Raw genomic sequence first — 25,861 nt, forward strand, 5'->3', positions numbered from 1 at the left:
ATCAGGGGGCCATCACCTTCATCCGGTCGGGGGAAGCGCCCACCCCCCGGATATGGGGGCGGTACATATCTTCCACCAATGGGGGCGGCACCAGAAAAGTTCCCGGGGTGACCACCCGGGCCGGATAAAAGATTCTAAGCCTCTGTTTGCCCCGGATATCCAGGGCAGCCATAAACCGGTCATCTCTGTATTCGGTATGGTGGGTGGTATAAGCTTTTTGCCATTGAGCGATTGAGCGTTCATCCACCAGGATGTCGTTGATGAGGGTGCTGCCGGAAAGAGCGGGATCTTCCAGTTCAATGCCGGCGGGCAGCATATCCACCACCAGACAATGGGGCATACGCCTGTCCGCCTGCACTGTCAGTTCTACCAGAAGCCGGTCTCCGGATTTAAGCCCAGCTCTGAAAGCAGATTCTCCCAGAACCTTGCCCGATATATCCAGATACCGTCGCTTGATTGTCACCCCATGGCTTGCGGGCAATGGTTTTTGAACCGGATACCCGGACAGGGTCACATGAACAAACAGATCTGTCGTCCCTGTGTTCAAAATCTCAAATTGCCCTGGTGCTGTTCCCTGGGCAAACACCAATTGTTTAAATTGATCACGGCTTAAGTCCAGCCTTTGTTCGCCGGCGGTAACCCTTGCCTTCCAGCGCTCCCCTTTGGCATGGAGCCGGATGGAACCGGCCATGACCAAAGCGTTCCGTTCCTGGGTACTCAACCATTGCTTGTCTGCCAACAGGGTGTCCAGCTCAACGAGAAACAGGGCTGAGTGCTCGTACATGGGAAAATAGGTGGACAGATAATAATAGGCCGCTGCAAAATCCCGGATATCGGACCCGTAATCCCCATAATACAGATGGGGATCCCTACGGATTTTGATGGCCTGGTCAAAGGCTTCCATGGCCATAATCCTGTCCCCGGCCGCGGAAAGGGCAACCCCTGCCTGGACAAAGGCCAGGGCTCCCTTGCCGTATTTTAACACATATTGGTAAACGGCTCTGGCATCCCCCAGACCAAGGGCCTGAACCCGGGCCAGGACAAAGGCGGCATAGGCCCGGACAGCCGCCCGGTAAGGTGCTCTTTGCAGATACCCGGCAAGGGGGATGCTTCCCGGCCGTCTCACATAAACCAGCAGCCGTTCCATTGCCCGTTTCACCGCGGTTTGGGGGATTTCATACCCGGCATCCGCTGCATTGAGAAGAAAATGGACGGCATAGGCGGTGAGCCAGGCCGCTTCAGGTCCCTTGCTGCCCCAGAGACCAAACCCGCCATTGGTTTTCTGTTTTTCCACAAGCCGCTGGATGCCCAGCCTGATTTTTTCTGACTTGGCCTTGTCTGTCCCGGTACCCAGGCCCAATTGAGCAAAATCGTCCCCGGAAAGAAGCACATGGGGAAAGAGTCCACTGACGGTCTGCTCCAGGCAGCCATAGGGGTAGGCATCTAATCGTGCCACATGATCCGCCACATTAATGGGGGGAGAAGATCCCATGCCTGCCTGGATCCCGATGGTACTGCTCAATAGGTCCGTCATTTGACCCGCTTCAATCTTAAAGGATTGCCCCGGGAGTATCCTCGTTTGCCAGACCCTGTTTTCCACGGGAAAGGCCGGCCGGGTCTCAAGGAACCATCTTCTTTCCATTTCTCTGTCTTCCCCCTCCACAACCAGCCCCTGAACACGACAGGTAATGATGGACCTGCCCAGTTTCTGCTCTGCCGACAGGGGCATGGAGATGACGGTTTTCCCATTGGGTTCCAGGGTGATCTCATGAATTTTAGCGCCCACAGGTGTAAGGGGAGACGTTGCATCAAGAGAAATTTTCAACTGCTGGCGGGTCTCGGTCAAGTTGTGAACATCCAGGACCACCTGGCTTGTATCCCCCATGGCTAAAAACCGTGGCAGGGTCATCTGGGTAACAAGGGGGGATGCCACTGTCAGCTCCTGGTCATTGGATCCAAATTCATTTTCCGTATGGGCAATGGCCATGAGCCGAAGGGTCCCGTTAAAATCGGGGATATCCAGGAAAAAATCGGCCCGGCCCCTGGCATCCACTTTGATGGCTTGTTGGTGGAGGGCCACAATCTGCACATCGGTTGCAGGCCGGTCCCCTCCCCGGGTAAGTGTGGGAGCATCCCCGCCAAACCGCTGTTTTGCATAGGCGCCCTCATTGGTCTCAATCAGGCGCTGGTAAAGATCATGGATCTGAACCCCATATTGGCGGGCCTGGAAAAAAGAATCAAAGGGGGAGGGGGTCTTAAATCCCGTAAGATTAAGAATTCCCACATCCACGGCAGCCAGGGTCACCCAGGCCTGGTCAGGCACCGTCCCGTCGAAACGTTGGATGCTCACCGGAATGGTCAGGCGTCGGTTGGGCTCTATCTTTTTGGGAACCTGGATCTCTACAGCCAACCGTCTATGCTCTCTGTCCAGGGGCAGGTGGACAAGGCCCACCGACCGTTTGGGCAGGCTGCCTTGGCTTTCGCCGGGCCTGACAATCAGGGCAGATAGGTAAAGATCATGGCGTTTCCAAGCCGGATCAATCGTGATCTCCAGGGTTTTTCCCCCGGCGGGAATGATCACCGGCAGGGTGAGCAGATTGGTGTCAGACTCCACAAACAAAAACCCGGACCCTCCCTCGGGGGCTTTTACCGTCACCCCTACCGTGTCGCCTGGTGCATAGGATTTTTTATCCAGAACCAGATCCACCCGGTCGGGCCGGTTCATGTCCTTGCCCCGGGCAGAATCCGGCCGCCACCCCGCCCAAATCTTGTATCCGGTTGTTAAACCCGTGGCAGGGTTGGCAATCTCCAATCGATACCCCCCCCATTTGACCGGGACGTCCACCACTCCGCTCTTGTTTCCCCCAAGATCCAGGGAAAATTGATCCACGGGATAAAACTGCTGACTATATCCCCATTGCCAGGCCCCGTGTTTAAATTCCCAATAGTATTCGCGTTGCTCCTTGATCACACTTACCTTTAAGCCCTTTGCCGCCAGGCGTTTGCCAGCAGTGTCCACACAGATAACTTCAAACTGTGCCAGGCTGTCATTTTTAATGGCTCCATCTTGAGCCAGGCTTCGGATTCCTACCAGGGTCTTGTCCGGCCAGACCTGCCAGGATCTGTTCCGCACCACAGGTCTGCCCCCGGAATCATAGAGGCTGGCATTGGCCGTGATCCAATGGGGAGAAGCGATCTCCTTCCATTGATTTTCCACTTGAATCACCCCCTCCCCCTTTTCATCCAGTATAATTTGATCCGTGGAAAAAGAGCGGTTCACCCGGTTTTTTATATCTCCGAACTCATATCCGGGCCAGGCTTCCTTGAACAATTCCCGGGCCGGCTTCACATGAATAACGGCATCGGCCCGGCTTCCAAAAGCCGGGGCTCCATAAAGGAAATCCCCTTTGAGTTTAATGGCAAGATCCTGATTTTTCCTTAAAACATCCTCCTGGCCGGCTGGATTCTCAATGGCAAGCTTCAACCGTTCGGGGAGGAATTCTGCCACAATAAAAGGATATTCCTTTAAATTACCAGCAGCATGGGTAAAGGCAATTCGCCACTTACCGGTCAGGGCGTCTGTGGGTAAATGATAGGCATGGGTATAATGATTTAAAGCGTGCGCCTTCCAGGTAAATTCATGGACCATTCGGCCGTCGGGCTGAAGAATCCTGGCCTTGATGGGAAGCCCCGCTGTCATCTGCCCGTCCTGGTTGCGCAGCAGCCCGTCAATGGTCATAATTTCCCCGGGTCTGTAAATATCCCGGGGCCCGTATACAAATAGGTCAACGGGCCGAAAAGGGGCTGTGGCTCTCTTAAATTCCGACAAATCCATGGCCGGCACATCCATGGGCAGAAGGCTGATTTGATTTTTCCGGGTGGCAGTTACCAGGGTCAGATTTTCAAAGGCCCCGGCCACCCGGGCAATCCCCTGTGCATTGGTGGTCAGGCTAAAAAGGATTTTTCCCTTCTTGTTGACCCCCTCCAATAGGACATCCTTTATGGGTTTTGCCGTCCCAAGACTCTGGACCTGGAATTGGAGGGACTGGGCATATTTTCTGGCATGGAGCCCCAGATCGCTGATGGTAAACCAGGTACTGCTATATCCATACTCGTAAACCCCGGCCCCTTTTAACACGGCAAAATAGATCCCCGGCTTTGCCAATTGCTTTATGTGAGTGATGGGAATATTCACCTGGGTGCGAAGATCTCGTTTGATCTCAAGATCCCACCGGCCAGAGTAGACAAGATCCGCCGATTTATTCAAATTCCGGCTCTGGTAATACCGCAGATCTTCCCCGGCAAAATTGTCCCGGAACTCCCCTAAAAATTTCGGTTTAATCCTGAAGAAATCAATGTCTGCCCGGGAAATGTTCAGGGAATTCACCGGAAGTCCCCGGATCAATTTTGAGGCCAGAACAAACCCCTTGCTGCCAAAACTAATCGTGGGTACAACTTCCCGGGTCGAAACCCGGAAGGTCGACCCGGTTTCCAAAATATCCCCAGAATCTGACTTCAGCCCCTTGTAAATCTGAACCGTGTATTGGGTCCCGGGTTCCACATTGGTAAAATAGACCACCTGGGGGTCTTTGGACAACACCCACCCCCCTTCCACGGGCAGGTCCCTTTCCTTGAAAATCCGCAAATAAAGTTCCAGATTCTGTCGTGTGTCCAGCCCCCTGGAAAAGGTAACGGCCACGGAATTTTCACCCGCCACGGTCTGCTGGCCGGCAAACTGTGCCTCAAACCCTTCAAATGAATGAGCAGATTGACAAACAAAGGGACTAAAAAAAAGCATGACCAGAACAAACAAATGGTGCGGTTTCATGGGCCTATCCTTTACAATATTTAAAATAATATGGCTGCTGAGCCTGATTTTAACAGAAGATGGGCACAGATCAAACCTTTGTTTTTCAACATTCATATTGCTTTTCAATGGAATCTCATGTCTAGTACAGTGTTTATCTAGTGGAAGGTTCTTTTATCGAATCAATTCCATGGGCAATTTAGCAAAACACCAGAAAAGACAGGCAGCATGTTTAAGAAGAATATCAAAGAAACCATCCACCTGTCCCTGCCCATGATTGTGGGACAAATCGGCCAACTTTCCATGTCGGTTGCGGACAATATCATGGTAGGCCGGGTGGGAACCGAACCCCTGGCCGCCGCCGCCATCGGCAATGCCCTGTTTAACATGGTCATGGTGGTGGGGTTTGGAATTTCCATGGCCGTCACCCCCCTGACCGCCATGGCCGCTGGTGCAAGAAAAGAAAAAGACTGCGGGGTGGTGCTGCGCCAGGGCCTGATTGTGAATCTTTTATCCGGTTTACTCCTCTGCGGGCTGATCTTTGTTGGTGCAGAATCCATCCGATTTTTGAACCAGCCCCAAACCATTGTGGCACCGGCAATTCTCTATATGAAGGTATTGGGATTATCCATGCTGCCCTTTATGCTCTTCCAGTCCTTCCGCCAATTTGCAGAAGGCGTCAGTTTTCTGAAACCGGCCATGGTGATTACCCTTCTGGCCAACCTGGTCAATATTTTTGTCAACTGGGTTTTTATATACGGAAATCTCGGGGCACCTTCCCTGGGGCTTACCGGAGCCGGCATTGCCACCTTTTCCTCCCGGGCCTTCATGGCCCTGGGCCTTATGTGGATCATCATGACAGCCCCCGCCTTAAAACGATTTGACCCCTCGCTGCGGTATCGGAAAATTGATATTGCCATAATGAAACGCTTATTAAAAATAGGCATCCCCGGCGCATTCCAATATTTTTTCGAGGTGTCTGCCTTTACCGCATCCGCGGTGATTGTGGGGTGGATGGGCACCCAGGCCCTTGCCGCCCACCAGATCGCCATGAACCTGGCATCCATTTCCTTTATGGGGGCCATGGGCATCTCAGCCGCCGGCACCATCCGGGTTAGCAATGCCGTGGGCAGGGGCCAAGCCAGTGATGTGAGGGCTGCCGGGTTTTCAGCCGCCCTGGTCTGCGCCGGATTCATGGCAATGGCAGGTCTTGTTTTTGTCTTGTTCAGATCTTATCTGCCCTGGCTTTATGTATCCGATATTAAGGTGGTAGAAATGTCCGCTAGCCTGCTGGTAATTGTGGCTTTTTTCCAGCTATCCGACGGACTCCAGGCCGTGGGCCTGGGTATTTTACGGGGCATCACAGACATGAAAATTCCCACCCTCATCACCCTTATCGCCTATTGGATCATTGGCCTGCCATCGGGCTATGTCCTGGCGTTTCACTTTGGCCTGGGCATTTATGGAGTCTGGTATGGATTATTGATCAGCCTGTCAGCCTCGGCTCTTTTGATGATGGCAAGGTTCCATGTCAAAACAAAAGAAAAATCGCCAATTTAAATCCTTGCAGCCGTTTCCAGATCCTTTAGAAGCTTTTTCAGGTCCAACCCGTATCTGCCTGCCACAGTGTGAATTGTTTCAAAAAGTGAGTTGCAGCAAATACATTCTCCTGCAACCCCATCGTATCGTTTAAATACCGGCAGGGTATCCTTATACCCTGACACAACGTCAAGAACGGTCATGTCAGGATTGATAAGTTGCAGTCTTTTTTTTTTATTGCTCATATGATTTTAATACCTTTTCCAGAGCCTGGGGAATCTGTTGAATAATTTGGCTGACCTGGGTTGCAGGGGTTGGGTTGGCATTAAACCCGGCAACCCGGTTAACTTTTGCTGCAATTTTTGCCGCTTTTAAAATTGGCATACCGGTTCCTGCAAGGGCAGTAACAATGCCGGTGACCGTATCCCCGGTCCCCCCCATCGCCTCCATGGCTTCGGCTATTGGGCTGTTTACCGAAAAAACAACACCATTTTTATCTGCAATATAGTCTGTTGCCCCTTTTACAAGCAGATTTTTTGCTGCATTTCCATGCAGATACGCCCGGCCGATAAGATCAGGGACCTGATTGTCATCGTGTAAGATAAACCCCCGGGTGTAAAACGGATGGGGCGCCATTTCATCCGCAAGAAAGGAAAGTTCTCCCACATCCGGTGTAAAAAGATCATAGGATTGGGCCTGGCCACTCATCTTAGCAGCATACATAAAACCAGCATCTGCTATCATCACCGGCTTTTTTTCCAAATCATTGAGCATGAACAAAATCTTGTTATGCCAGTCCACATCCGGCTGAAGATAATGGAAAACAATGGCTTGAAAATCCATTTGAGAGCTATTATCAACCAAATATTGATACAGGTTGCGACTGCCGTCTCCAAGGCCTATATCCCCCACCATAAACCCTATTATATCCTTTTGCCCCAATACTTTCAGGGTATTGACCATGGCACCTAAAAGCGCCGGGGTTCCCCGGTTCACCGGGATAAGTTTTCCATCAATACGAAGCTTGTCGCCCACCATATCCACCCTGCCCACTGCCAGGGGAAAATCAGGGTCCGGGACGGTGCCTACCACTGCGAGCATTTTTTTTCCATCTCCTTAAAAGCAAGTCCAAGCGCATAGCCGCAAAGGGTATGCCCGATGTCCAGAGGGTTGGGAGCCTGTGCCATGGTTTTGCCAACCATCATGCAGGCAAGATATGGCACATCCGGGCAACCGCCCCCTGAAACATTGACAATCAATCGGGTGCTTTTTTCCACTGTGATTTTCATATTGGCAGCCCGGATCATGAGGAACTCTCCAAAATCCTTTATGTGAAAAAGGTCCACCGGCTGGAGCAATGGACCGGTCACAGGAACCATTTCAATGGGCGGGATTCCGACCTTTTCAAGGAGTCGGCGTATATCAAGTTCATGGATCAAAGGAAATTCAATCACCAGATCACACCCGCTTTGAATCTCCGGTGGCGGGCCCATCACCCTGATTTTCCAGCCATTTGTTTCTAAAGCCTTTTGGGCGCAGATGACCTCGCTTGTATTTTCAAACACAAGAATACCCAGCTCCGCCTGGTTAGAAACCTGCGTTTTTTTCTTTTTGAACTTAAATTTAAACAAAAAACCCCTTTGGTCATTTAATAATGGTCAGCCGGTATTCATCCCCCTGCTGTTGGATATCCTTGACACTATAATTTTTGCTTTCCGCAGCCCTTGAGACATTCTCTTTTGAAGCATCTGTATCAACAAGCACAATTACCTCGTTTTCATTTCCAGATTTAACGGCTTCCATAAACATTAACACTGGCTGGGGACATGAATACCCTCTTGCATCAATCGTTATACTCACAGCTATACTCCTTTGATATTTTTTCTCATTGTAAATCCGATGAACAAACAGACAATCAGCCCGATGACAACCGCAGCAATTCCATGGGGGCCAACACCCTTGGGAGAACTGGCCAGACCAAAATTATGCGCAATGCCAGCCCCCATAATCATTCCCATAACAAAAACGGCTGCATCGCCATCCCCTTCACCGGAAAGAAACAATTGACGTCCGGGGCATCCTCCTGCCAGGGCAAAAGCAAGGCCTGCCAGCATCATCCCTGCAAAATTCCATACCTGCATGGTATGGGAAACCGGCTGTCCTACAAATCCCGGATTGAATTGTCCCAGGATGAAATTTGTAACAAATGCAAAGACCACAAGAGAAATCAAGCCTGTTAACAGATGGATATGGCGAAATAAAATCAGATCCCGAAAAGCGCCCATGGTGCAGAACCGACTTCTTTGGGCGATAAACCCGATCAAAAGTCCGATAGCAAGGGATATAAACAAGGGTGCATGCATGGCACCAGGGCCTTTAAGACTGTAAAACAGAACCCCGCTTTTATTTTCTCCTGCCACTTGGGGGTAAAGAAACATCAGGCATAACAACCCCAGCATGATCAGCGGGAATAACAGGCCGACACTTTTATGGGTTGCCTGGCTTCTGCCCAGGTTGTACCCGTTTTTTAAGAAAAGAACCCCTATCCAGATGCCTCCTGCCAGCCCCAGCAAACCAATAATGGCATTACCATCCCCTCCGGCAAGGCGAAGCAAAGCCCGCCAGGGACAGCCTAGAAAAACCAGGGCACCAATCATGGCAAAAAAACCAAGAACAAACCTGACAATGGGTGCTGATCCACTACGGGGTTTAAATTCCTTAAAACTGAAGGCTGCTATTAACGCACCTAGGACAAAGCCCATGATTTCCGGTCGCAAATACTGCACGACTCCTGCCCTGTGAAGTCCCAAGGCCCCTGCAATATCCCTTTCAAAGCATGCCACACAAATCCCCATGTTTCCGGGGTTTCCCATTTTTTGCAAAGCAGCTGCTAAAATACCAATAACAGCACCGACACATATAATACCCCATCTGCCGGCAAAAAAGTTCTTAGCCATTTTATCTCATCCTTTTAAAAACATTAGTATCATTTAACTCACATCACTCAGCTGAGTACTTCTTTCCACAGTTTTTTTTTAAAATCCAATTGATAATTGAAATGTGGAAATCCATATTCATAGAAAAAACCAATGCGATGAATAGCAAAAAAAATACCAATTAAAATAAATGGACCAAGAAGGAAAATAACCAGATAAAACTGGATAAAATCATTCATGGCATCCGTAAAGGCTGCGATCCAGAATTTTTGAATAGGCATCCAGGGTCAACGCTTATGTTTATTAAGCATTTTTCTTTTTTTTAAAATTAATATACCAGTCTTGATCCCCATATAAGGTATCAGAACACTCAGGACACATGCTGTGACTGAATTCTGCTTCTGAATGGGTCTGGATATACGATTCGATTTGATTCCAGTATCCTTTATCATCTCTAATTTTTTTACAATTGGCACAAATCGGAAGTAATCCCTTCAAAGATCTGTTTTCTTTCACCAGGTTAAAAATAAACTGTTGCACAAAGATCGCAAGGATAGAGATCCCCCCGACAGCAAAAATATTAATTAATAAATCCTCCACTTTCCAGGGCAGCTGTGCCAGCAGTATAAAATGTTGTGCAACAATGAGAACCATTATTATGATATAATACCTGGGACGAATATTATAAAGAAGCGCCGTAACGATAATGATTTGTAATAGGCCGCTATAATAGGAGGAGGCAAATCCATCTGTTGTCACAAGACACATTGATGAAATTGTAATTGAAGTTAAAAATACCGTTATACAAAGTGTTGGATAATAATATTTTTGATCTACTCTGTGGATGATAAAGATGGTAAAGGCTAAATAAATAGACACACCAATGCGGATCATCAATAAAAAAACTCTATATTCCGGATAAATAAAATAATCCAAGATATAAAAAAAAGGAAATATTACCATTCCCAATTTTAATCCGAAGACAAAGGGTTTGATTTGTTCTCTCATTGTTTAATCTCCGTTGGCCAAAACAACTTCCAGCCCCAATACCTTCAGCCGGACCCCGGTGGGAGAACCCTTTTAAAAGGAATCCGGACCTGCCAGCCGGGACTCAATGTTCACAGGGGCCTTAATCTGTCCTTCCTTGAGCATGATGGTTTCTGTCTGTTTCCAGGCAGCCACGTCCATCCGGCCGATCCTGACCGTCCTGTCCGGCTTGATCAATTTCCTTGTGACTGTTAACTGTTTTTGGCGGATATCATCCCGGGTGCCCTTGTCCTTTTTTTTCACCACCCTCAGAACCGCTGCCTCATTGGCAGGATCCATGGCGGCTTCCCATGCATCAATCAAGGCGCCTAAAAAGCGTTTTACCCGGTCGGGATGATTCTCGATCATTTTCCCCGAGGTTACAATAGAATTGGCCACAAAATTTACGCCAAAATCAGACGGGTTGAAAAAATAGACGGCTTCACCTTCCCGGCTCAATTTGTCCTGGAGGATCACCCCCTGGGAATTTAAATATACCGGCCAGACATCCACCTGTTTTTTCAGGAAAGGGGTAAAGTCAAACCGGACACCAGAAAGCTTGACATCCTGACTGGCAAGCCCGGATTTGGCCAGAATGGTTTTCATTATGGTTTCATCATTGCCCCCAAAGGTGATACCAATATGGCGGTCTTTAAGGTCTGAAAGGACCTTAATTTCAGGCTGATCCGCCCGGTAGATCCATTGCATGGGATTGACCTGGAAAAGCTGGGCCAGCACCACCACATCGGCCCCCTTGTCCAGAGCCCGGATGACCTGGTCCGCCGATGCCACACCAAAGTCGGCATACCCCAGTTCCAATTCCTTGATGGCATTTTTTTCAGGACTGCCCTCCTTAACGGTCACGTCCAAACCGACTGCTGTAAAATATCCCTGGTCTGCGGCAAAAATATCCCCTGCCACAGAGGTATTGAACAGCCATTTGAGACGATAATTAAGAGATATGGTGCCGGCCTGAACCGATGCGGCAAAAAGAAAGACCCCCAGAGCCGTCATGACGGCCAGCCATTGTCTGTAACGTCCATTGAATCTCATAACAATTCCCCTCCCTTTGGTGCAGACCACTTTGTTTTTACCTGTTCCCCCAGGGTTTCAAGCATCCCCTGGTAAATGGAAATCACAATACCGATCATGAACAACGCCACCAGAATCCCGGCCAGATCACTCTGGTAAAGGGCGATGCGGATACTATACCCGATACCGGCATTGGCAGCAATAAATTCCGCCACAATGGTCCCGGCCATGGCCAGGGTGGCGCTGCCTGCAATAACCGTGGTCAGTTTACTTAAATTTTCAAAGGCCCGGATCTTGACCTCCAATTGCCACCGCATCCTTCCCGTGGCAATATAAAAATGTTCAATATCCTTTACAGGGACTGCCATCACCCCCAGTACGGACAGGAGCAAGGGGAAATAACAAATCATGGAGGCAATGAGAAGCCGGGAAAGAAAACCGTCTCCCAGAAGGATAAAAATAATCGGGGCTAGGGCCACAATGGGATAGGCCTGGATATTATAGGCCATCACCTTGATAAAAGATCCTGCCCAGGAAGACTTTCGGCCCAGAATCCCCACGGTAAACGCCATGAGAATGGAGATGATCTGGCCCAGGATTGTCACGGAAAGGGTATTGAAAACATCAAAAAGATATCCCTGGGAAACCCGGCCGGCTGTCTCCAGGATAAGGGGAACCCCCGGGATCACGTAATCGGATAGGGTGAGCACCTGTTTAATCCCCAAAAGGCAGGCAAGCCCCAGACAATAGACAATCAAAAACTGATATATCCGTCTAAAAAGCATCCATGATCTCCAGCATACAGGCATCAAAGGCCTGTTTATCCAGGGCATACCCGTGAGCATAATCCCTGCCCTTTACCATAAAACTGCCCTTTTGTTTGACGGGCTCGCTCAGGACCAGGATATCCCGGCAGAACTTGGCCACTTCCATGAGGTTATGGGAAATATAGAGAAACATTTTCCCCGGAAAAATCGCTTTAATTTCAAGGATAATGGTTTCCCGCAGGACCTCGTCCACATTGGCCAGGCTTTCATCCATAATCAGCAAATCAAACTCCTGGAGCAGATAGCGGATGAGGTTCATGCGATTTTGCTGGCCCATGGAAAGCTGTGAAAACCGTGCGTCCAGGACCGGTTCCAGCTTGAAAATATCGATGAGATTTTTTTTCAGCGCCTCTTTGCCCGGGGGGCAGACCTTGTTGAGATGATTGCCGGTACTGGACCAGCCCGGAAGCCGTTCCTGATTGTAGGAATAGAGGATCCTATCCAACCCGCTGGTGGAAATCCTGCTCCCCGGCAGGTTTGCCTGGCTGACCAGCAATTTTGCAAGGGAGGTCTTGCCCACACCCGACGGTCCGAACACCGCATTGAACCCCGACGATGTCATGGAAAAACAAAGGTTATCGATGACGGCAGCCTCGGACCCGGGATATGTATATTTCAGACCATCACACTCAAGACGCATGGGCTTCTCCATTTAAGCAAATACCAGCAACTTCCCTACTACCCTAATACCCTTACAAGGTTAGGCCCTAAAAATCAATCCATGTTATAAATCCGATGCCATCTCGGGCAGCATGGCCCCATATTCCGTAAAGTTACGGTGGAGCTCAAAACAGCGGGTGAGATCATGACAGATATGGCCGCAGGTTCCCTTGGCAATATAGTCTCGTAAATAAGGCCGGTATGAGGGATGGGCACAGGTATTGATAATTTTCTCCGCCCGCTCCAGGGGTCCTAGCCCCCGCAAGTCGGCCAGCCCCTGTTCCGTTACCACAATCTGAACCGAATGCTCATTATTATCCACATGGGGAACCATGGGAACCACCGCGGAAATTTTACCTCCCTTTGCAATGGAAGGGGTCATAAAAATAGACAAATGACTATTCCGAGCGAACTCGCCACTGCCCCCCACCCCGTTCATCACATGGGTGCCCATCACATGGGAGGAATTTACATTGCCATAGATATCCATTTCAAGGGCCGTATTCATGGCCACCACCCCCAGGCGACGGATGATGCCGGGATGGTTGGATATTTCCTGGGGCCGCAGCACAATTTTACGGCTGTAAAAATCCATGTTATCCCCGATCTGTCTGAGCTTTTCCGGCACAATGGTCAGGGCTGTGGCAGAGGCACCCAAAAGCTTTCCGGCATCAATCAGGTCCATCATGGAGTCCTGGAAAACTTCCGAATACATGTAAAAGGGCGGAATATCCGGGTGACGCCCCAATCCTGCCAGCACGGCATTTGCCGTATTTCCCACCCCGGCCTGGAGGGGAAAAAACTCGGGGGGAATCCGGCCAGCCAATTTTTCCTTGAGCAAAAATTCAATGACATGGTCTGCAATTCTTTTACTGGTATCATCCTCCAGATTAAAGGCCGCCACCTGGTCCGGCTCATTGTTCTCAACGATGCCCACCACCTTTTTGGGATCCACCTGGGCATAGGGCCACCCGATTTTGGACAAGGGCGTTTGCACATTGATGTTATTACGCCTGGGCGGGGGCGGCATAATAACAATATCGGCCAGTTCACTTAACCTAGGGGAATGGCAATGGTTCAGCTCTATGATCACCTTGTCTGCACAGGCAAGCCAGGTGGGAGACGCCCCAATGGAGGCGGAAAGATACACCCTGCCGTCCGGGGTGATATGGGTGGCTTCCACAACCGCCACATCCACACGGCCGAAAAAACCCGCCCCCACGGTCTGGGCCACATGGGACAAATGCATGTCCACATACTCCACTTCCTGGCGGTTGATCTGATCTCTGAGTGTTTTTCCCCCCTGGTAGGGCGCCCGCCAGGAGATGGCATTGGCCTCGGCCAGATCGTTGTCAATATAGTCCCCGCTTGAAGCCCCGGTGATGACCCGAATCCTGAAACTTCGTCCGTGGGCGTGCTCCTGCTTCGCATGCTCGGCCAGCATGACCGGCACTGCCTTTGCTGCCCCAGCTGCGGTAAACCCGCTAAAGGCAATGGTATCCCCATCCTTTATCAGGGAAACCACCTCTTGTTTTGAAATCACCGGATATCCGTCTATTTTCATATTTCTCTGCCTGTTTAAAAAGAAAAACCTATCTTTTACGCCCTTCCAGATCAAGAAACAAGTTTTTTTTTAAAATACCCGTATTTATTCAGGATATGCTACCCATAAAGAGGGAGGCGAATCAGAAAATCTGACAACCCTGCATTCATAGGGACGGTCCAATAATCAATTTTTTACTTGATTTTAACGCGAATTCATTCTAATGGTATGCGCACAGGGGCCGACGTAACTCAGTTGGTAGAGTAGCTCACTCGTAATGAGCAAGTCAGCGGTTCGACTCCGCTCGTCGGCTCCAGTTCTAATAAATTCAACCATCACAACAAGTCTTTCCTTCAATCCATCTGTTACACACCCCCTGCAGATGGAGGATCAAATAAAAAGCATAACCTGTTCACCTAACAGGATATAAACTGGAGTTCCGATGGAAAATTTCAGATTGACAACCCATTTTGTTGGCATATGTTATCTCTATATAACTGGAGAGGTGTTAATATGTCCAAAATAATTGATCTATCTCAGTACCACAAAAAAAAAGAAAAAACAGATAAGGATTCAGACCCATCGGATAAAAACAACCCGTCTTTTGAAGAAAAATTGCAAAATCTTATTCATAGCCCCTTTAGTAAAACCAATTCCCAAAAAGAGCTTATCGCAATTTTTGAGGAAGAACATTTCAGGAAAGATAACGAAAATGATGAACCCTGAACTAAAATAATCTCTTTTTTTATTTTTCTTTATTGTTCATTTTTTACAAAATGATCAGGAGAATGCTGCATAATGGAAACACCTAAGAATGAAATCACATTTGGTGACTGTGTAAAAATTTTAGAAGAAATTAAATCTGAGGGACATATAACAGAATATCGTCAGGGGATGGTCATGTTATTTGCAAGTTTAAACCCGAAAGAAGCGGAGGAATTAAAGCGCAATGATATCCGTATGGATGGGAATAGAATTATAGTTGAGTCGAGAACAAAGAATCGGCTTCAACCCCTTTACCCAATTCTTAAACGAGTTTTTGAGGATATGTTTGAAGAGGAAGAATATGAAAGACAGGATAAAATATTCCCCATTTGGAATCCCAAGAAATGGAAAGAGGTTCTCAAACCCTATGAGGATTTCATCCCCCATTCAAAAATGATACCCTCTGTTACACTGAATACTTTCTATCGAGTTCACCGGGAAACTATGAAAGAAATGGAAGAAGAGATTTAAGAATAATGGTAAAGCACACCACAACCCCCAATGCACGGGTCAGTGCAGGAATAGGAACGGAATGCGCCAGCCAGGGGTTGGACTGCATTTCCTGCCTTTGCCGCTAATCGGGTTGTCCTGATCGAACTGGCTTTAAATTCGTATGATCCCGGCAAGTTTTGGATACAACGGGTACTCTTATCAAAAAAACCTCGCTATAATATAAGCCGATGAGGATCACATTTTTCCCTGAGTAATGTCAGTTCTGCCAGGGTGGGGGGTAGGACCTCGCCGGCCCGGGAAATATCAATTTCAAACTCCATTTTTTCAAGGATATCTTCCGGGGTTACCCCGGGATAATATCCTTCCAGAAACATGCGTTTGGTCTTATCATCAAAGCCCATAACCCCCATGTTTGTGATGACCCGATGGGGGCCCCCTTTTGGAAGACCGGCATTTTCACGACCGTCCGGGCCGTCCAGGTATCCCGGGCTTGTCAGATAATCCAGCTTGATTTTAAATTTTTGTTTTTCCTGTTTCATAAAAATAATACTTCTTGAGACAAAGGAAGCCACATCACAGGCCCCCCCGCTCCCGGCAAACCGCACACTTGGTTCATGGTAATCGCCGAGAACCGTTGAATTCAGGTTGCCGTAGATATCAATCTGGGCCGCCCCCAGGATTCCCACAATACGCTCCCCTGTGAACCGGTTCTGCATGGTGGCAAATGCATCCAGCAACCCGCCGTTGGAGGAGGCCTGGTACATGATCCGTGAATCGCCCACGGCAAGGGGAAGATCTTCGAGTTTGGAATCAATGGCACCGGTTTCAAAGAAAATCACACTTTGTGGGGCATTTATATTTTTGGCTGCCATGACGGCCAGCATTGAGATGCCGGTGCCGCAAAACACAATATCCCCGTTCCGGATTTCCCTTGCAGCTACAAGGGTCATCATTTCTTTGAGCGTATAATTATTCATCTTATATTTTTGCCCTATTATCTTCTGTCCAGGTTCTTTGCATACCCGCAGCTTTTATCGGCGGAAATCATCTCAAGCCGGCGCCTGCCAATGGCGTCCAGCAGATCACTGTGGGTCCGGTGTTTCAAAATATGTTCTTCAATGTAGGAACGATAAAGGATGTCATCCTTTGCTCGTTTAACATATTCTTTTAAATAGGCCGGATCATAGTCATAATATTGATAACAGGCCGTGGGATAAGCCCCATAGGGCACATGCACAACAGCATCGGCATGGATAAAGGGGATCTGATTCCGGTCCGGTTCATTTTTCAAATAATCGTCATCCAGCAGTTCTTCACAGGTGATGATAAGCGCTTTGGCCGCCTTTGCCTGTTCCACATCGGCAAAGGTCAATCCCTCTATCCGGCAATTCCCCAGGTAGTCTGCCTTTTGCACATGGATAATGGTAACATCCGGGTTGATGGCAGGCACCAGAACCACTCGTTTCGTGTCACACCAGGTGCCAAAGGGATTATCCAGTACCACCAGTTTTTTGTCCGGCAACCGGCTGTTTTCCTCCCTGAATTCAATGGGAAATCCCCATTTTTCAATGATGTCTGTCCCAAGGGAAGACCGAGTAGGAAGAAAAGCAATCCCCATGGACCCTGCCAGGAACCGCAGGGTCATCTGGTAGTTGGAATAATCTTCCACCTTGATTTTTTTTTCTTCAATTGCTCGTCTGAACCGAATGCAGGTGGAGGCAAATTTACCATTGCCGCCATAGGCAATTTCAAGACAGGAGATACAACCTGATCCCACCAGCTCGTCCACTCCCTGGCCATTGGAATGGGCGTAGAGATGAATATTTTTCTTCTGCTGTCTGATCATTTCATAGACAGCAGCCATGGGATTCCGGTTAATGGTAAATCCACCGATGGACAAATGGCACCCATCGTTTACATATTTTTCCATGGCCTCTTTTAAGCCCATGACTTTATGGGTATTGGTTTTCATTTATAAGTCACCCTATAAAAATTAATTAAGCTTCCAATTCCTTCAAATTTTCCTCCAGAATGTACATTCATCTCCTGACAATATCCATACCCATTGGGTTTAGACACATCTGTAACCGATGCACAAGTGTTGTTAATATTCTTTTATTATATTATATCTTATTTCGCAATGACGTGCCTTTGCGATTTTATGGGGAAAGCAAGTATAAATCATGCGAAACTGCAAAGATATAAAAAAGGGCACCCCATCCCGACAAGGGTCAGAATGGGGTGCCTGTTCATTGAGGCCGGATCAAATATCAGGTCAAATTTTAAATAAAGACAGGGGAGCCGGGCAGATGGAATCCATAGCGGCCAGGTCCTTTTCAGCACAATACCCCTTGGAGACCCATCCCGCATCGTACCCCCTTTGGGTGATAACCTGAAGGTGGGTATGGTAGAACCAATTCCCGTTTTCATGGACATCCCCGATTAGGGCAAAACGGTCACCTGCTTTAAATTTTTCTCCGGGGGCCGGCAGCTTCTCTCGGTTTAGATGACCATAGAGGCTGTAAAATGTCTCAAAATAGGGACTCGCATGCATCAGCAATACATTGCCCCCGTAATTGCCGTCACCCGCCTCATAACTGCTTTCCATAACCTGGGCATCCAGGGGGGCGTGCAGAGGCGTACCAAGGTCCACGATAATATCAAGACCCAGGTGGTAATACCGCTGTTCCTCCCGCATCTGGGGGTATTGGGATAAAATGGTCTCCCTGTCTTCCAGGTAGGAGGCAAGTCCCCAGGAATGCCTATTTTTCATGGTTGTGTCCAGCCATGCCTGAAACGCTCGCTGGTCAAGGACATCCACTTCATCAAACACCTTGGACCCCACGGACATGTCCACCACCAGGGGGTCTCCGGTCAATCCTTTGAACACGGGCTGAATCTTTATTTTTTCGCTATAATCTATGTAGGGGTATTTCATTTACCTTTCCTTTAATTCTTGGTTCTAGGAAACAGGAAAATCATTGGTTTTTATCAGACCCGGGACGGTGACCACAGGGTTCCCGTCCGTTCCCATGTCAATCCCTTCCGGAAATACAAAATTTTCATCCATGGTTTTATAATAGGACTGGTCATAACAGCCAAGCTCTATTTTCACCTCACTGCCGGTTTTTACAAATTTAGAGGTGAGTCCATAGTCCACTTCCCCCAGGGGGGTTAAAATAATATACCGGGGGATCTCCCGGCCTGACCCTTCCCGCCGGACCATTGTGGCAATATCAATGACATCATATGAATCAATGGGAAAGTTTTTGTTCCAGCGGTTCTGAACGGGCAGACCCGCCACATAGAGATGGTGAAACTCCATGCCCTTTTCTCTAAGGGCATAGGCCAGATCATGGATGGCCCTGTCCGTGTCATTCACGCCGCCCAGCAAGGGAACATTGGCATACACCGTGATCCCCTTATTGTTCAAACGCCGGACCAATTTTGCATGGATCTTACCCACATCCTGAGCCCGGATAAACCAGGTCTCTATTTCAAGACGAAGAGGATTGACCACGGACAAGTGGTTCAAATCTCCCAATGTATTAATCACAGCCCGGGTATAGGACTCCGGGGCGTTTGCAAATTTCATGGAGCGTAACCTGACCGCATTGACATGGGGGATATCGCGCAGCTGTCGAATAACCCTGGTGATATCATAGAGGGCATCCACTGAATCCACGGCACCATCGACATCCATATCAGGTGCCACCACCACGTCGGTTATCCTGTGATCTGCCATGATATAGGCCATTTGTTGTTCGCCGGCACGGGCAGAAATCTGTACCCGGGTTTCGTGGAGCCGGGAGACTCCCTCAATACCGGTGTTTACAATGGAAGCCCCTGCCTGGCTATGCGTTGTCAATTCTTCTTTAAGGCGATCCACGTCTGCCCCGGTGGCTGCGGGATTTTTGGGAGCTGTTTTACGAGGACGATTACCGATCAGACAGGCCTTGTCCCCTATTTTTGCCATATACTGGATATCAATGGTGCCTTCGTCATTGACCCGGATATTGGTCAGCTCATTGGCAATGGGGGCAAAATTCTTAAAATATTCAGGCGTATAGGGGGTTCTGATCCAGATAAAATTCTCATTGTCCGCCACCTGCTCAACGGCCCAGCCGCTGGTGTACCAATCCATTTTTCCGATGGGCGTAGCCGTACAGATCCTCGGGATGACCCGGTCGGACAGGTTGGCCCGAAGGGAAAAGGCCATATGAATACCATCGGACAAGGGTTTCCAATAAATAGAATTGCCATGGATGGGACTGCAGGGGATATAAATATAATGCAGTTCAGCGCCGGCTCCCCGCAACAGCCCGAACAAGCGTACTAATTCAGGTCCCTTATCGTTGCAGTCATTCAGGAAGGGGGTCTGGATGTAGACGGCAATACCGTTTTTTACCAGGTCTGTGATAATATCCAGGCTTTCAGGGCTCACCTCGTCGGGATGGATGAAATGGGTGGCCAATTCCATGCGCTTGCCGTGCTGCTGGAGTTCCATATTTTTTTGTTTCAAATATTTGAGATAGGCCGATTCATTGTCCAGAAACAGATCCGGATAATAGGAAACGCACCGGGTGGCAAGGCGCAGGGTCTGGACATGGGGAACGTCCATGAGCCCGTCAATGGTGGCGGCCATATTGGCTCTGTTCATGAACGGATCACCGCCGGTGACCACAATTTCCTTGATCAACGGAGAATTTTTAACATGGGAAACTGCCGCGGCAACACCCTCAAGTGTGGGGTTTTTTTCGTTCCGGGTATCTTTATGCTTTCTAAAACAAAACCGGCAATAGACAGGACAGCTCATGTTGAGCAAGAAAATCACCCGGTTCTGGTACATCTGTTCCAAAAGTCCGTCATGGAACTGGCCGATCCAGGTGTTGGTGTGGCCAGTGGACTCCAGTTCTTCCACAAAGGGCATGTACTGATAGGCCACATCCCTGGAGACCATCATCTGGCGAATGGTATGCCGGGAAAGACGTACCGGATATCGTTCAATGACGGCCTGGAGATCAGACCGCTGGGCCGCAGGGATGTCCAGGTTGGTAACTTTTTCCAGCTGGGCCGTATCTTTTATGGACACATACCCATGGCCCGGGATCACCTGTTCGATCAGGGCCACCAGGAACCTGGAAGGCAGTGCTATCTGGTTTAAGGTCAGATTACGGCCTTTGGATTTACCAATGGCGTCCAGCAACACTTCGAAAAACCCCTTGGGATCTGCCTCATACCCCGTGGCAGCCAAAAGAGCGGCAAACTTTGTCTGCCCGTCTCCACCATTGATGACCTCAACAAAGGATCCACCACAAAATTGTTCATTCCCATAGGTTTCCAGGAACGCTGTCATACTATCCGTTAATTTGGACAAGGGAACATCAATCTGCTGTTTGGAATGCTCAAATCGAACTTCCAAGATGGTATCTGTCTTTAATTTCACTTTCGCACCTCTTTAGCCTTGTATATATAATATATGGTATTTTCAGGAAAACCATACCCCATGATCCTCCCCAGTACCTTTTCTTCCTTGCCGGGCGCCATACGGATCACCAGGTATTCCCTGGACAAATCCATGTCAATAATCTGCTGCCAGACAAATTTCTCCCGTTCAAGATAGGTATAGGCAATGTGGGCCGAATCAAAGATTGAGCCCCCCTGCTGTTTTAAATCATTTTCAAAAATTATATAGCTTGCCGATGGATCCAGGGTCTGCTTGATCCATGAAAAACTCTCCTTTTTGGGCTCGGTATGAGAAAAATCTGTCACCGTTAGTTTGCTCTCTTGAGTTTTTAAACGCACCCCTCCCCAGGAAGAGGTCTCCACAACGCCGACCGTCTGTCCGCCCCATGGTACTAATTCATTTCTAATGATACTTCTTTCATAATTTGAGCAATCTGCAATTAAACGGGTCCGCCTGTATATACACTTCATCCCCCCGGCGATAAACATCACGTTTCACAAAATTAATCACGTGTAAAATCTGTCCTTCGGGAAGTTCCACAAAATAACTGACCTCTCCCCCCATATAGCTGCGATCCACAATTTTACCAAAGAAATAGTTCATCTCCTGTTCCTGGGCAAGGTCCGTTGTGTAGCCCAGGGTCATCTTCTGGGCCCGGATCACGACTTCCGCCGCATCCCCCACCGCAAAATCGCCTGCCGGACTAACCAGGTACGGCTGATTGTCCCCAAGCCGAACACGAAAAAAACCGTTTTGTTTTTCTTCAACCACGGCCTTCATAAAATTAGAATGACCCAAAAAATCCGCCACAAAATGGTTGGCCGAGTTATTGTACACCTCTTCCGGGGTTCCCTGCTGCTGGATAAACCCGTCTCGCATGACCACCACCTTGTCTGACATGGAAAGGGCTTCCCGCTGATCATGGGTCACAAAAATGGTGGTGACCCCCAGATCCTGCTGGAGGTTATCAATTTCCCGCCGCATATCCTCCCTTAAATTCTCGTCCAGGGCAGACAGGGGTTCATCCATGAGCAGCACATCCGGTTCAAACACAATGGCCCGGGCCAGGGCAATCCGCTGCTGTTGGCCACCGGAAAGCTGGGAGGGCATCCGTTCCCCGACCCCCGGGAGCCGAACCATTTCCAATGCCTTTTCAACCTTTCCCTGGATATCCTCCTTTGATGTTCCCCTGTATTTCAGGCCAAAAGCCACATTTTCAAAAATGGTTTTATGGGGAAAAAGAGCATAATTTTGGAAAATCATCCCCAGGTTCCGCTTATGGATGGGGGTATCATTTATCCGTTTGCCCCGAATGTAGATATCACCATTGGTGGGGGTTTCCAGCCCTGCCAGCATTCGCAGCAGGGTTGTCTTCCCGCACCCGGAAGGCCCCAGCAACGTCACCAAAGACCCTTCGGGTATTTCCAGGTCCATTTTTTTTACGGCAACCACCTTTCCATACCGCTTTTCAATTCCCTTGAACCTTACAAAGGCCGGATCTTTTTCTTGTACCAAACCGTTATGTCTCCCCATCTTGTAAGCGGATTCACCGGTGTAATTGTTCGCAAAGACACCGGTGAATCCCATGTTTATGAGCCGATCAGCCCGCCATGACCCGGTCCCATTTTTCAGTCCACTCCAGCTGGTGGCTGTTCCAGTATGCGGGGTCTGCAAACAGATACCCATCCAGCTTGCCCGTGGGATCAAAGGCAGGCAATTTTTTCACTTCATCGGGCATGGGAACCTTTGTGGGGTCCAGGCTGGTGGGATACTTCTGGCCTTTGGCAACAGCAATGGACGCCTCGGGCTCCAGCATGAAATTCAACAGCTTCTGGGCCACAGCCAGATCCGTTCCCTTGAGTACATACATGTATTCCATCCAGGAATAGGTGCCTTCCGGTGCCAGATATCCGATGGGATGACCCTGGGCCTGGAGACCTGCCACCCGGCCCGACCATGCCACGGTGGCATAGATTTCACCATTGCCCAGGAGGCTCATGAGTTCAGATCCCGAAGACCAGTATTTTTTTATCAGACCCCTTTGTTCCTTCAGGGCATTCCAGACCGCTTTCTCATCCTTGATATTATTGGGATTCTGGCCGGTATGCAATGCTGCATACCACATATTGGTTCGAAAATCCCCGCCCCAGGAACCCAGTTTGCCCTTGAGGCTTTTTTCGTACAGGAGGGAGGCACCCAGTTTTTCCGCGTCTGCCTTGGAAATTTTATCCGTGTTATAGGCAATACCGGTCTGACCCAGATCATAGGGAACACCGGAAAGGGTTCCCTTGGAAATGCCCCTGAGGGTATCGGTCATTTTACTCATGACATTTTTCAAATTTGGGATCTTTGTTTCATCCAGAACCACGCCAAACCCTAAGTCTGTATACCGGGCATAGTCATACACCGCGCTCAAATGGGCAATGTTAAATTCTCCGCCGGGCGGATAGGAGGCCTTGACCTGGGTTAAAAACGCATCCATGCCAGTAAAGGCGGCATCAATGACTTTAACACCCTCGGCCTTGGTAAAAGGATCAAAGGCAAATTTTCTCAATGCTTCGGAGGTGGACCCCCCCCAGGAATGGCAGGTAATGGATTTACTGCCGGCAAAAGCTTGTTTTACCAGTCCAAAGGGTCCGCCCATGATGCCTAGGGTGGCGCCGGTGATGCCGACGAATTTGACAAAATCCCGCCGGGAGATACTGCCCTGGCTGTAACTTTCCTGTACGTCATTTAAGCGTTTTTCCAAATCGGTTCCCATTCTTCTCTCCTTTTTGTTCTAGGTGTAAATGATTATGACAAAGGTGTTAGGGTCTGAGCCCCTGCCAACAAATATTATTTGCCGCTTCTCCTGGCAAACCGCCGGGTCAGATACCCTGCCAACAATGGGGTTGACACGGTAAGTGCAATCATAACAGTCCCCAGGGCATTAATCTCCGGGCTGATGGAATTTCTCAGCATCCCGAATATTTTAACGGGCACGGTCTGGTTCTGGGCCGTTGCCCAGAAAAGAGTGGCCGTGACATCATCAAAGGAAATGGTGAAGGAAAAGAGCATGCCGGCAAAAATAGCCGGGGCCAGCAGGGGAAAGGTGATTTCCCGAAAGGTCTGGAAGGGGCTGGCCCCCAGGGAAAGGGCTGCCTCTTCATATTCCCGCTTAATTCCCACAAGGCGTGCCTGGACGATCAAGAGCACATAGGGAAGGGTCAGCACCACGTGTCCCACCACCAGCATGGCAAAGCTTTTGGGTTGCTGCAGCCACCGGATAAACAAGAGAAGGGCAACCCCCAGAACCACTTCAGGGATCATGATGGGGGCGATGAGAAGGGTATTGATCAATTCTTTCCCCCGAAACTCATACCGGATAAATGCCATTGCCGCCGGGACCCCCACTGCAGTAGAAAAAACGGCCGTCAAGGTCCCCAGAACCATTGAGTTTTTGAATGCATCCAGGATGGTCGAATTATGGGAAAGTTTGACAAACCATTTAAAGGAAAATCCCTCCATGGGAAAGGACCCAAACTGCTGGGGATTAAAGGCCAGAATCACAACAGCCACAATGGGGGTGAACATCCAGACATACACCAGCAAAGTATATAGTTTGATCAATGTCCATCCGGAAATCATTCGTTTCATCGAGGCTCCTTAGCTATCCGTTGCTCAAAGATTTAAATATCTGGTTGATGCCCATGTAGCGATTGTAGGTATAGACAATGACACCCAAAAGCAACATCAGAATAACGCTGATGGCAGAACCAAAGGGCCAGTCAAGGGTGCCGATCACCCGCTTAAAAATAAGGTTTGCGATCATTTCATTGCCAGGCCCCCCCAGGATCATGGGCGGCAGATAGGTGCCGCAGGTCAGCACAAAAACCAACAGACATCCGGCAGAGACACCTGGCATGCTCAGGGGCAGGGTGACCTCTTTAAAGGCCTGCCATTCGGTGCACCCCAGACTTTTGGCCGCTTCCGCCAGGCTCTTGTCTATCCCGTCCAGGCTGACATAAATGTTTAAAATCATAAAGGGCAGTAAGTACTGTAATAAGCCCATGATCACCGCCCCTTCATTGTACAACAGGGCAAGCGGGCTTGAAATCAGTCCGGCCTTAATCAGCAAATGGTTTATCAGCCCGGAATCCCCGAGGATATTAATCCAGCTCAGGGTTCGGATAATAAAGCTGATCCAGAAGGGCAGCATCACCAGCAGCATTAAATAGGGTTTGAGCCGGGACTCGGTTTTATAGAAAAAATAGGCGGGGATATACCCCAGCACCAGGCAGAGGATCACGGTTTCAAGGGCCACCCGCAGGGTATTAAACAAAATGGTGGGATAAAAAAAGTCCACAAAAAACTTGGCATAATTTCCAAACTGAAAGGCCGGGATATCCTGACCGTTGGGCGCTCTGAGCCAGAAACTGTAAACAATGACAAAACAAACAGGAACAACAAGGAGTAAAAAAACGGCCGTCAGTGAAGGTGATAAGAGCAGCCATGGTTTCCACTTTTTTTCTTTCATATATCAGACGTTCCCTTTATTTGCCTGGTTAATGCTCTCTTACTTGCCCCATTATTTATGGGCCTTTTGTTTATCCAATTTAACACTTTAAATTACCACTTTAAATTATTTAATACAAAATATATGCCTGTTGGAAAAATATTATATAAAGCATTGAAAATAAAGATTAAAATATTTTTACACTCCGAACCGACCCATGGAACAGGGCGACTTGATTCACTTTTGAATCGGACCTACAGGGATAACATACTGAAATAATAATGTTTTCTTATAGATTCAATATTGAATCA

Annotated in this window: 23 protein-coding genes and 1 tRNA gene; 4 read left to right on the forward strand and 20 right to left on the reverse strand. The window is 48.8% G+C overall.

What is annotated here, in order from left to right:
• Nucleotide 1: 1 nt before the first annotated feature.
• The gene (locus ACZ45G_RS27425) at nt 2-4,828 is read right to left on the reverse strand and encodes an alpha-2-macroglobulin family protein (RefSeq protein WP_464173765.1); all 4,827 of its coding nucleotides are present in this window, start codon (nt 4,826-4,828) and stop codon (nt 2-4) included.
• Between the two features lie 207 nt (nt 4,829-5,035).
• Here ACZ45G_RS27425 and ACZ45G_RS27430 point away from each other — a divergent pair, with 207 nt between their 5' ends.
• Nucleotides 5,036-6,367, forward strand: coding sequence for an MATE family efflux transporter (locus ACZ45G_RS27430; protein WP_464173766.1), 1,332 nt, complete (start codon nt 5,036-5,038; stop codon nt 6,365-6,367).
• On the opposite strand, the gene ACZ45G_RS27435 is transcribed toward ACZ45G_RS27430, so the two are convergent.
• From ACZ45G_RS27435 to ACZ45G_RS27480, 10 genes are all read right to left on the reverse strand, one after another.
• The gene (locus tag ACZ45G_RS27435) at nt 6,364-6,591 is read right to left on the reverse strand and encodes a hypothetical protein (protein ID WP_464173767.1); all 228 of its coding nucleotides are present in this window, start codon (nt 6,589-6,591) and stop codon (nt 6,364-6,366) included. The genes ACZ45G_RS27430 and ACZ45G_RS27435 overlap by 4 nt on opposite strands.
• A complete protein-coding gene (locus ACZ45G_RS27440) occupies nt 6,581-7,447 on the reverse strand; it encodes an NAD(P)H-hydrate dehydratase (protein WP_464173768.1) in 867 nt (288 codons plus the stop codon). The genes ACZ45G_RS27435 and ACZ45G_RS27440 overlap by 11 nt, the downstream gene beginning before the upstream one ends.
• On the reverse strand, nt 7,432-7,977 hold the full coding sequence (locus tag ACZ45G_RS27445; RefSeq protein ID WP_464173769.1) for a putative Se/S carrier protein: 546 nt from the start codon (nt 7,975-7,977) through the stop codon (nt 7,432-7,434). The genes ACZ45G_RS27440 and ACZ45G_RS27445 overlap by 16 nt, the downstream gene beginning before the upstream one ends.
• 13 nt (nt 7,978-7,990) lie before the next feature.
• The gene (locus tag ACZ45G_RS27450; protein WP_464173770.1) at nt 7,991-8,206 is read right to left on the reverse strand and encodes a sulfurtransferase TusA family protein; all 216 of its coding nucleotides are present in this window, start codon (nt 8,204-8,206) and stop codon (nt 7,991-7,993) included.
• A gap of 2 nt (nt 8,207-8,208) precedes the next feature.
• A complete protein-coding gene (gene yedE / locus ACZ45G_RS27455) occupies nt 8,209-9,303 on the reverse strand; it encodes a YedE family putative selenium transporter (protein ID WP_464173771.1) in 1,095 nt (364 codons plus the stop codon).
• A gap of 282 nt (nt 9,304-9,585) precedes the next feature.
• Complete coding sequence (locus ACZ45G_RS27460) at nt 9,586-10,245, reverse strand: hypothetical protein (RefSeq protein ID WP_464180037.1); 660 nt, start codon at nt 10,243-10,245, stop codon at nt 9,586-9,588.
• A 117-nt stretch (nt 10,246-10,362) separates the two neighbouring features.
• On the reverse strand, nt 10,363-11,361 hold the full coding sequence (locus ACZ45G_RS27465; RefSeq protein ID WP_464173772.1) for an ABC transporter substrate-binding protein: 999 nt from the start codon (nt 11,359-11,361) through the stop codon (nt 10,363-10,365).
• Nucleotides 11,358-12,125, reverse strand: coding sequence for an ABC transporter permease (locus ACZ45G_RS27470; protein ID WP_464173773.1), 768 nt, complete (start codon nt 12,123-12,125; stop codon nt 11,358-11,360). The genes ACZ45G_RS27465 and ACZ45G_RS27470 overlap by 4 nt, the downstream gene beginning before the upstream one ends.
• Nucleotides 12,115-12,807 (reverse strand): ATP-binding cassette domain-containing protein, encoded by a 693-nt coding sequence (locus ACZ45G_RS27475; protein WP_464173774.1) that lies wholly within the window; start codon nt 12,805-12,807, stop codon nt 12,115-12,117. The genes ACZ45G_RS27470 and ACZ45G_RS27475 overlap by 11 nt, the downstream gene beginning before the upstream one ends.
• Before the next feature lie 84 nt (nt 12,808-12,891).
• A complete protein-coding gene (locus ACZ45G_RS27480; RefSeq protein ID WP_464173776.1) occupies nt 12,892-14,391 on the reverse strand; it encodes a succinate CoA transferase in 1,500 nt (499 codons plus the stop codon).
• Between the two features lie 219 nt (nt 14,392-14,610).
• Here ACZ45G_RS27480 and ACZ45G_RS27485 point away from each other — a divergent pair.
• The 3 genes from ACZ45G_RS27485 to ACZ45G_RS27495 all read left to right on the forward strand — a co-directional run bounded on the left by ACZ45G_RS27485 (nt 14,611) and on the right by ACZ45G_RS27495 (nt 15,606).
• Nucleotides 14,611-14,686 (forward strand) — tRNA-Thr (locus tag ACZ45G_RS27485).
• 197 nt (nt 14,687-14,883) lie between these two features.
• Nucleotides 14,884-15,096 carry a hypothetical protein gene (locus ACZ45G_RS27490; protein ID WP_464173777.1) on the forward strand — a complete coding sequence of 71 codons (213 nt, stop codon included), beginning with the start codon at nt 14,884-14,886 and terminating at the stop codon, nt 15,094-15,096.
• 72 nt (nt 15,097-15,168) lie between these two features.
• Complete coding sequence (locus ACZ45G_RS27495; protein ID WP_464173778.1) at nt 15,169-15,606, forward strand: hypothetical protein; 438 nt, start codon at nt 15,169-15,171, stop codon at nt 15,604-15,606.
• Nucleotides 15,607-15,800: 194 nt separating this feature from the next.
• Here the strand turns inward: ACZ45G_RS27495 and ACZ45G_RS27500 are convergent, their stop codons facing one another.
• The 9 genes from ACZ45G_RS27500 to ACZ45G_RS27540 all read right to left on the reverse strand — a co-directional run bounded on the left by ACZ45G_RS27500 (nt 15,801) and on the right by ACZ45G_RS27540 (nt 25,571).
• Entirely contained in the window at nt 15,801-16,565 is a 765-nt protein-coding gene (locus tag ACZ45G_RS27500; RefSeq protein ID WP_464173779.1) for a CoA-transferase subunit beta, read from the reverse strand.
• Nucleotides 16,566-16,582: 17 nt separating this feature from the next.
• Nucleotides 16,583-17,560, reverse strand: a complete 978-nt coding sequence (locus ACZ45G_RS27505; protein WP_464173780.1) for a CoA transferase subunit A — start codon at nt 17,558-17,560, stop codon at nt 16,583-16,585.
• 303 nt (nt 17,561-17,863) lie between these two features.
• Nucleotides 17,864-18,526 (reverse strand): peptidoglycan DD-metalloendopeptidase family protein, encoded by a 663-nt coding sequence (locus tag ACZ45G_RS27510; RefSeq protein ID WP_464173781.1) that lies wholly within the window; start codon nt 18,524-18,526, stop codon nt 17,864-17,866.
• A gap of 24 nt (nt 18,527-18,550) precedes the next feature.
• The gene (locus ACZ45G_RS27515) at nt 18,551-21,034 is read right to left on the reverse strand and encodes a 4Fe-4S cluster-binding domain-containing protein (protein WP_464173782.1); all 2,484 of its coding nucleotides are present in this window, start codon (nt 21,032-21,034) and stop codon (nt 18,551-18,553) included.
• The gene (locus tag ACZ45G_RS27520; RefSeq protein WP_464173783.1) at nt 21,031-21,393 is read right to left on the reverse strand and encodes a hypothetical protein; all 363 of its coding nucleotides are present in this window, start codon (nt 21,391-21,393) and stop codon (nt 21,031-21,033) included. Before ACZ45G_RS27520 ends, ACZ45G_RS27515 begins: the two co-directional genes overlap by 4 nt.
• A gap of 79 nt (nt 21,394-21,472) precedes the next feature.
• Complete coding sequence (locus ACZ45G_RS27525) at nt 21,473-22,570, reverse strand: ABC transporter ATP-binding protein (protein WP_464173784.1); 1,098 nt, start codon at nt 22,568-22,570, stop codon at nt 21,473-21,475.
• 85 nt (nt 22,571-22,655) lie between these two features.
• Nucleotides 22,656-23,816: an extracellular solute-binding protein gene (locus ACZ45G_RS27530; RefSeq protein ID WP_464173785.1), complete on the reverse strand. Its 1,161-nt coding sequence runs from the start codon at nt 23,814-23,816 to the stop codon at nt 22,656-22,658.
• Between the two features lie 74 nt (nt 23,817-23,890).
• Nucleotides 23,891-24,691 (reverse strand): ABC transporter permease, encoded by an 801-nt coding sequence (locus tag ACZ45G_RS27535; protein WP_464173786.1) that lies wholly within the window; start codon nt 24,689-24,691, stop codon nt 23,891-23,893.
• Between the two features lie 13 nt (nt 24,692-24,704).
• Complete coding sequence (locus tag ACZ45G_RS27540) at nt 24,705-25,571, reverse strand: ABC transporter permease (protein WP_464173787.1); 867 nt, start codon at nt 25,569-25,571, stop codon at nt 24,705-24,707.
• Nucleotides 25,572-25,861 lie beyond the last annotated feature (290 nt).

The sequence above is a fragment of the Desulfoconvexum algidum genome, assembly GCF_055382125.1.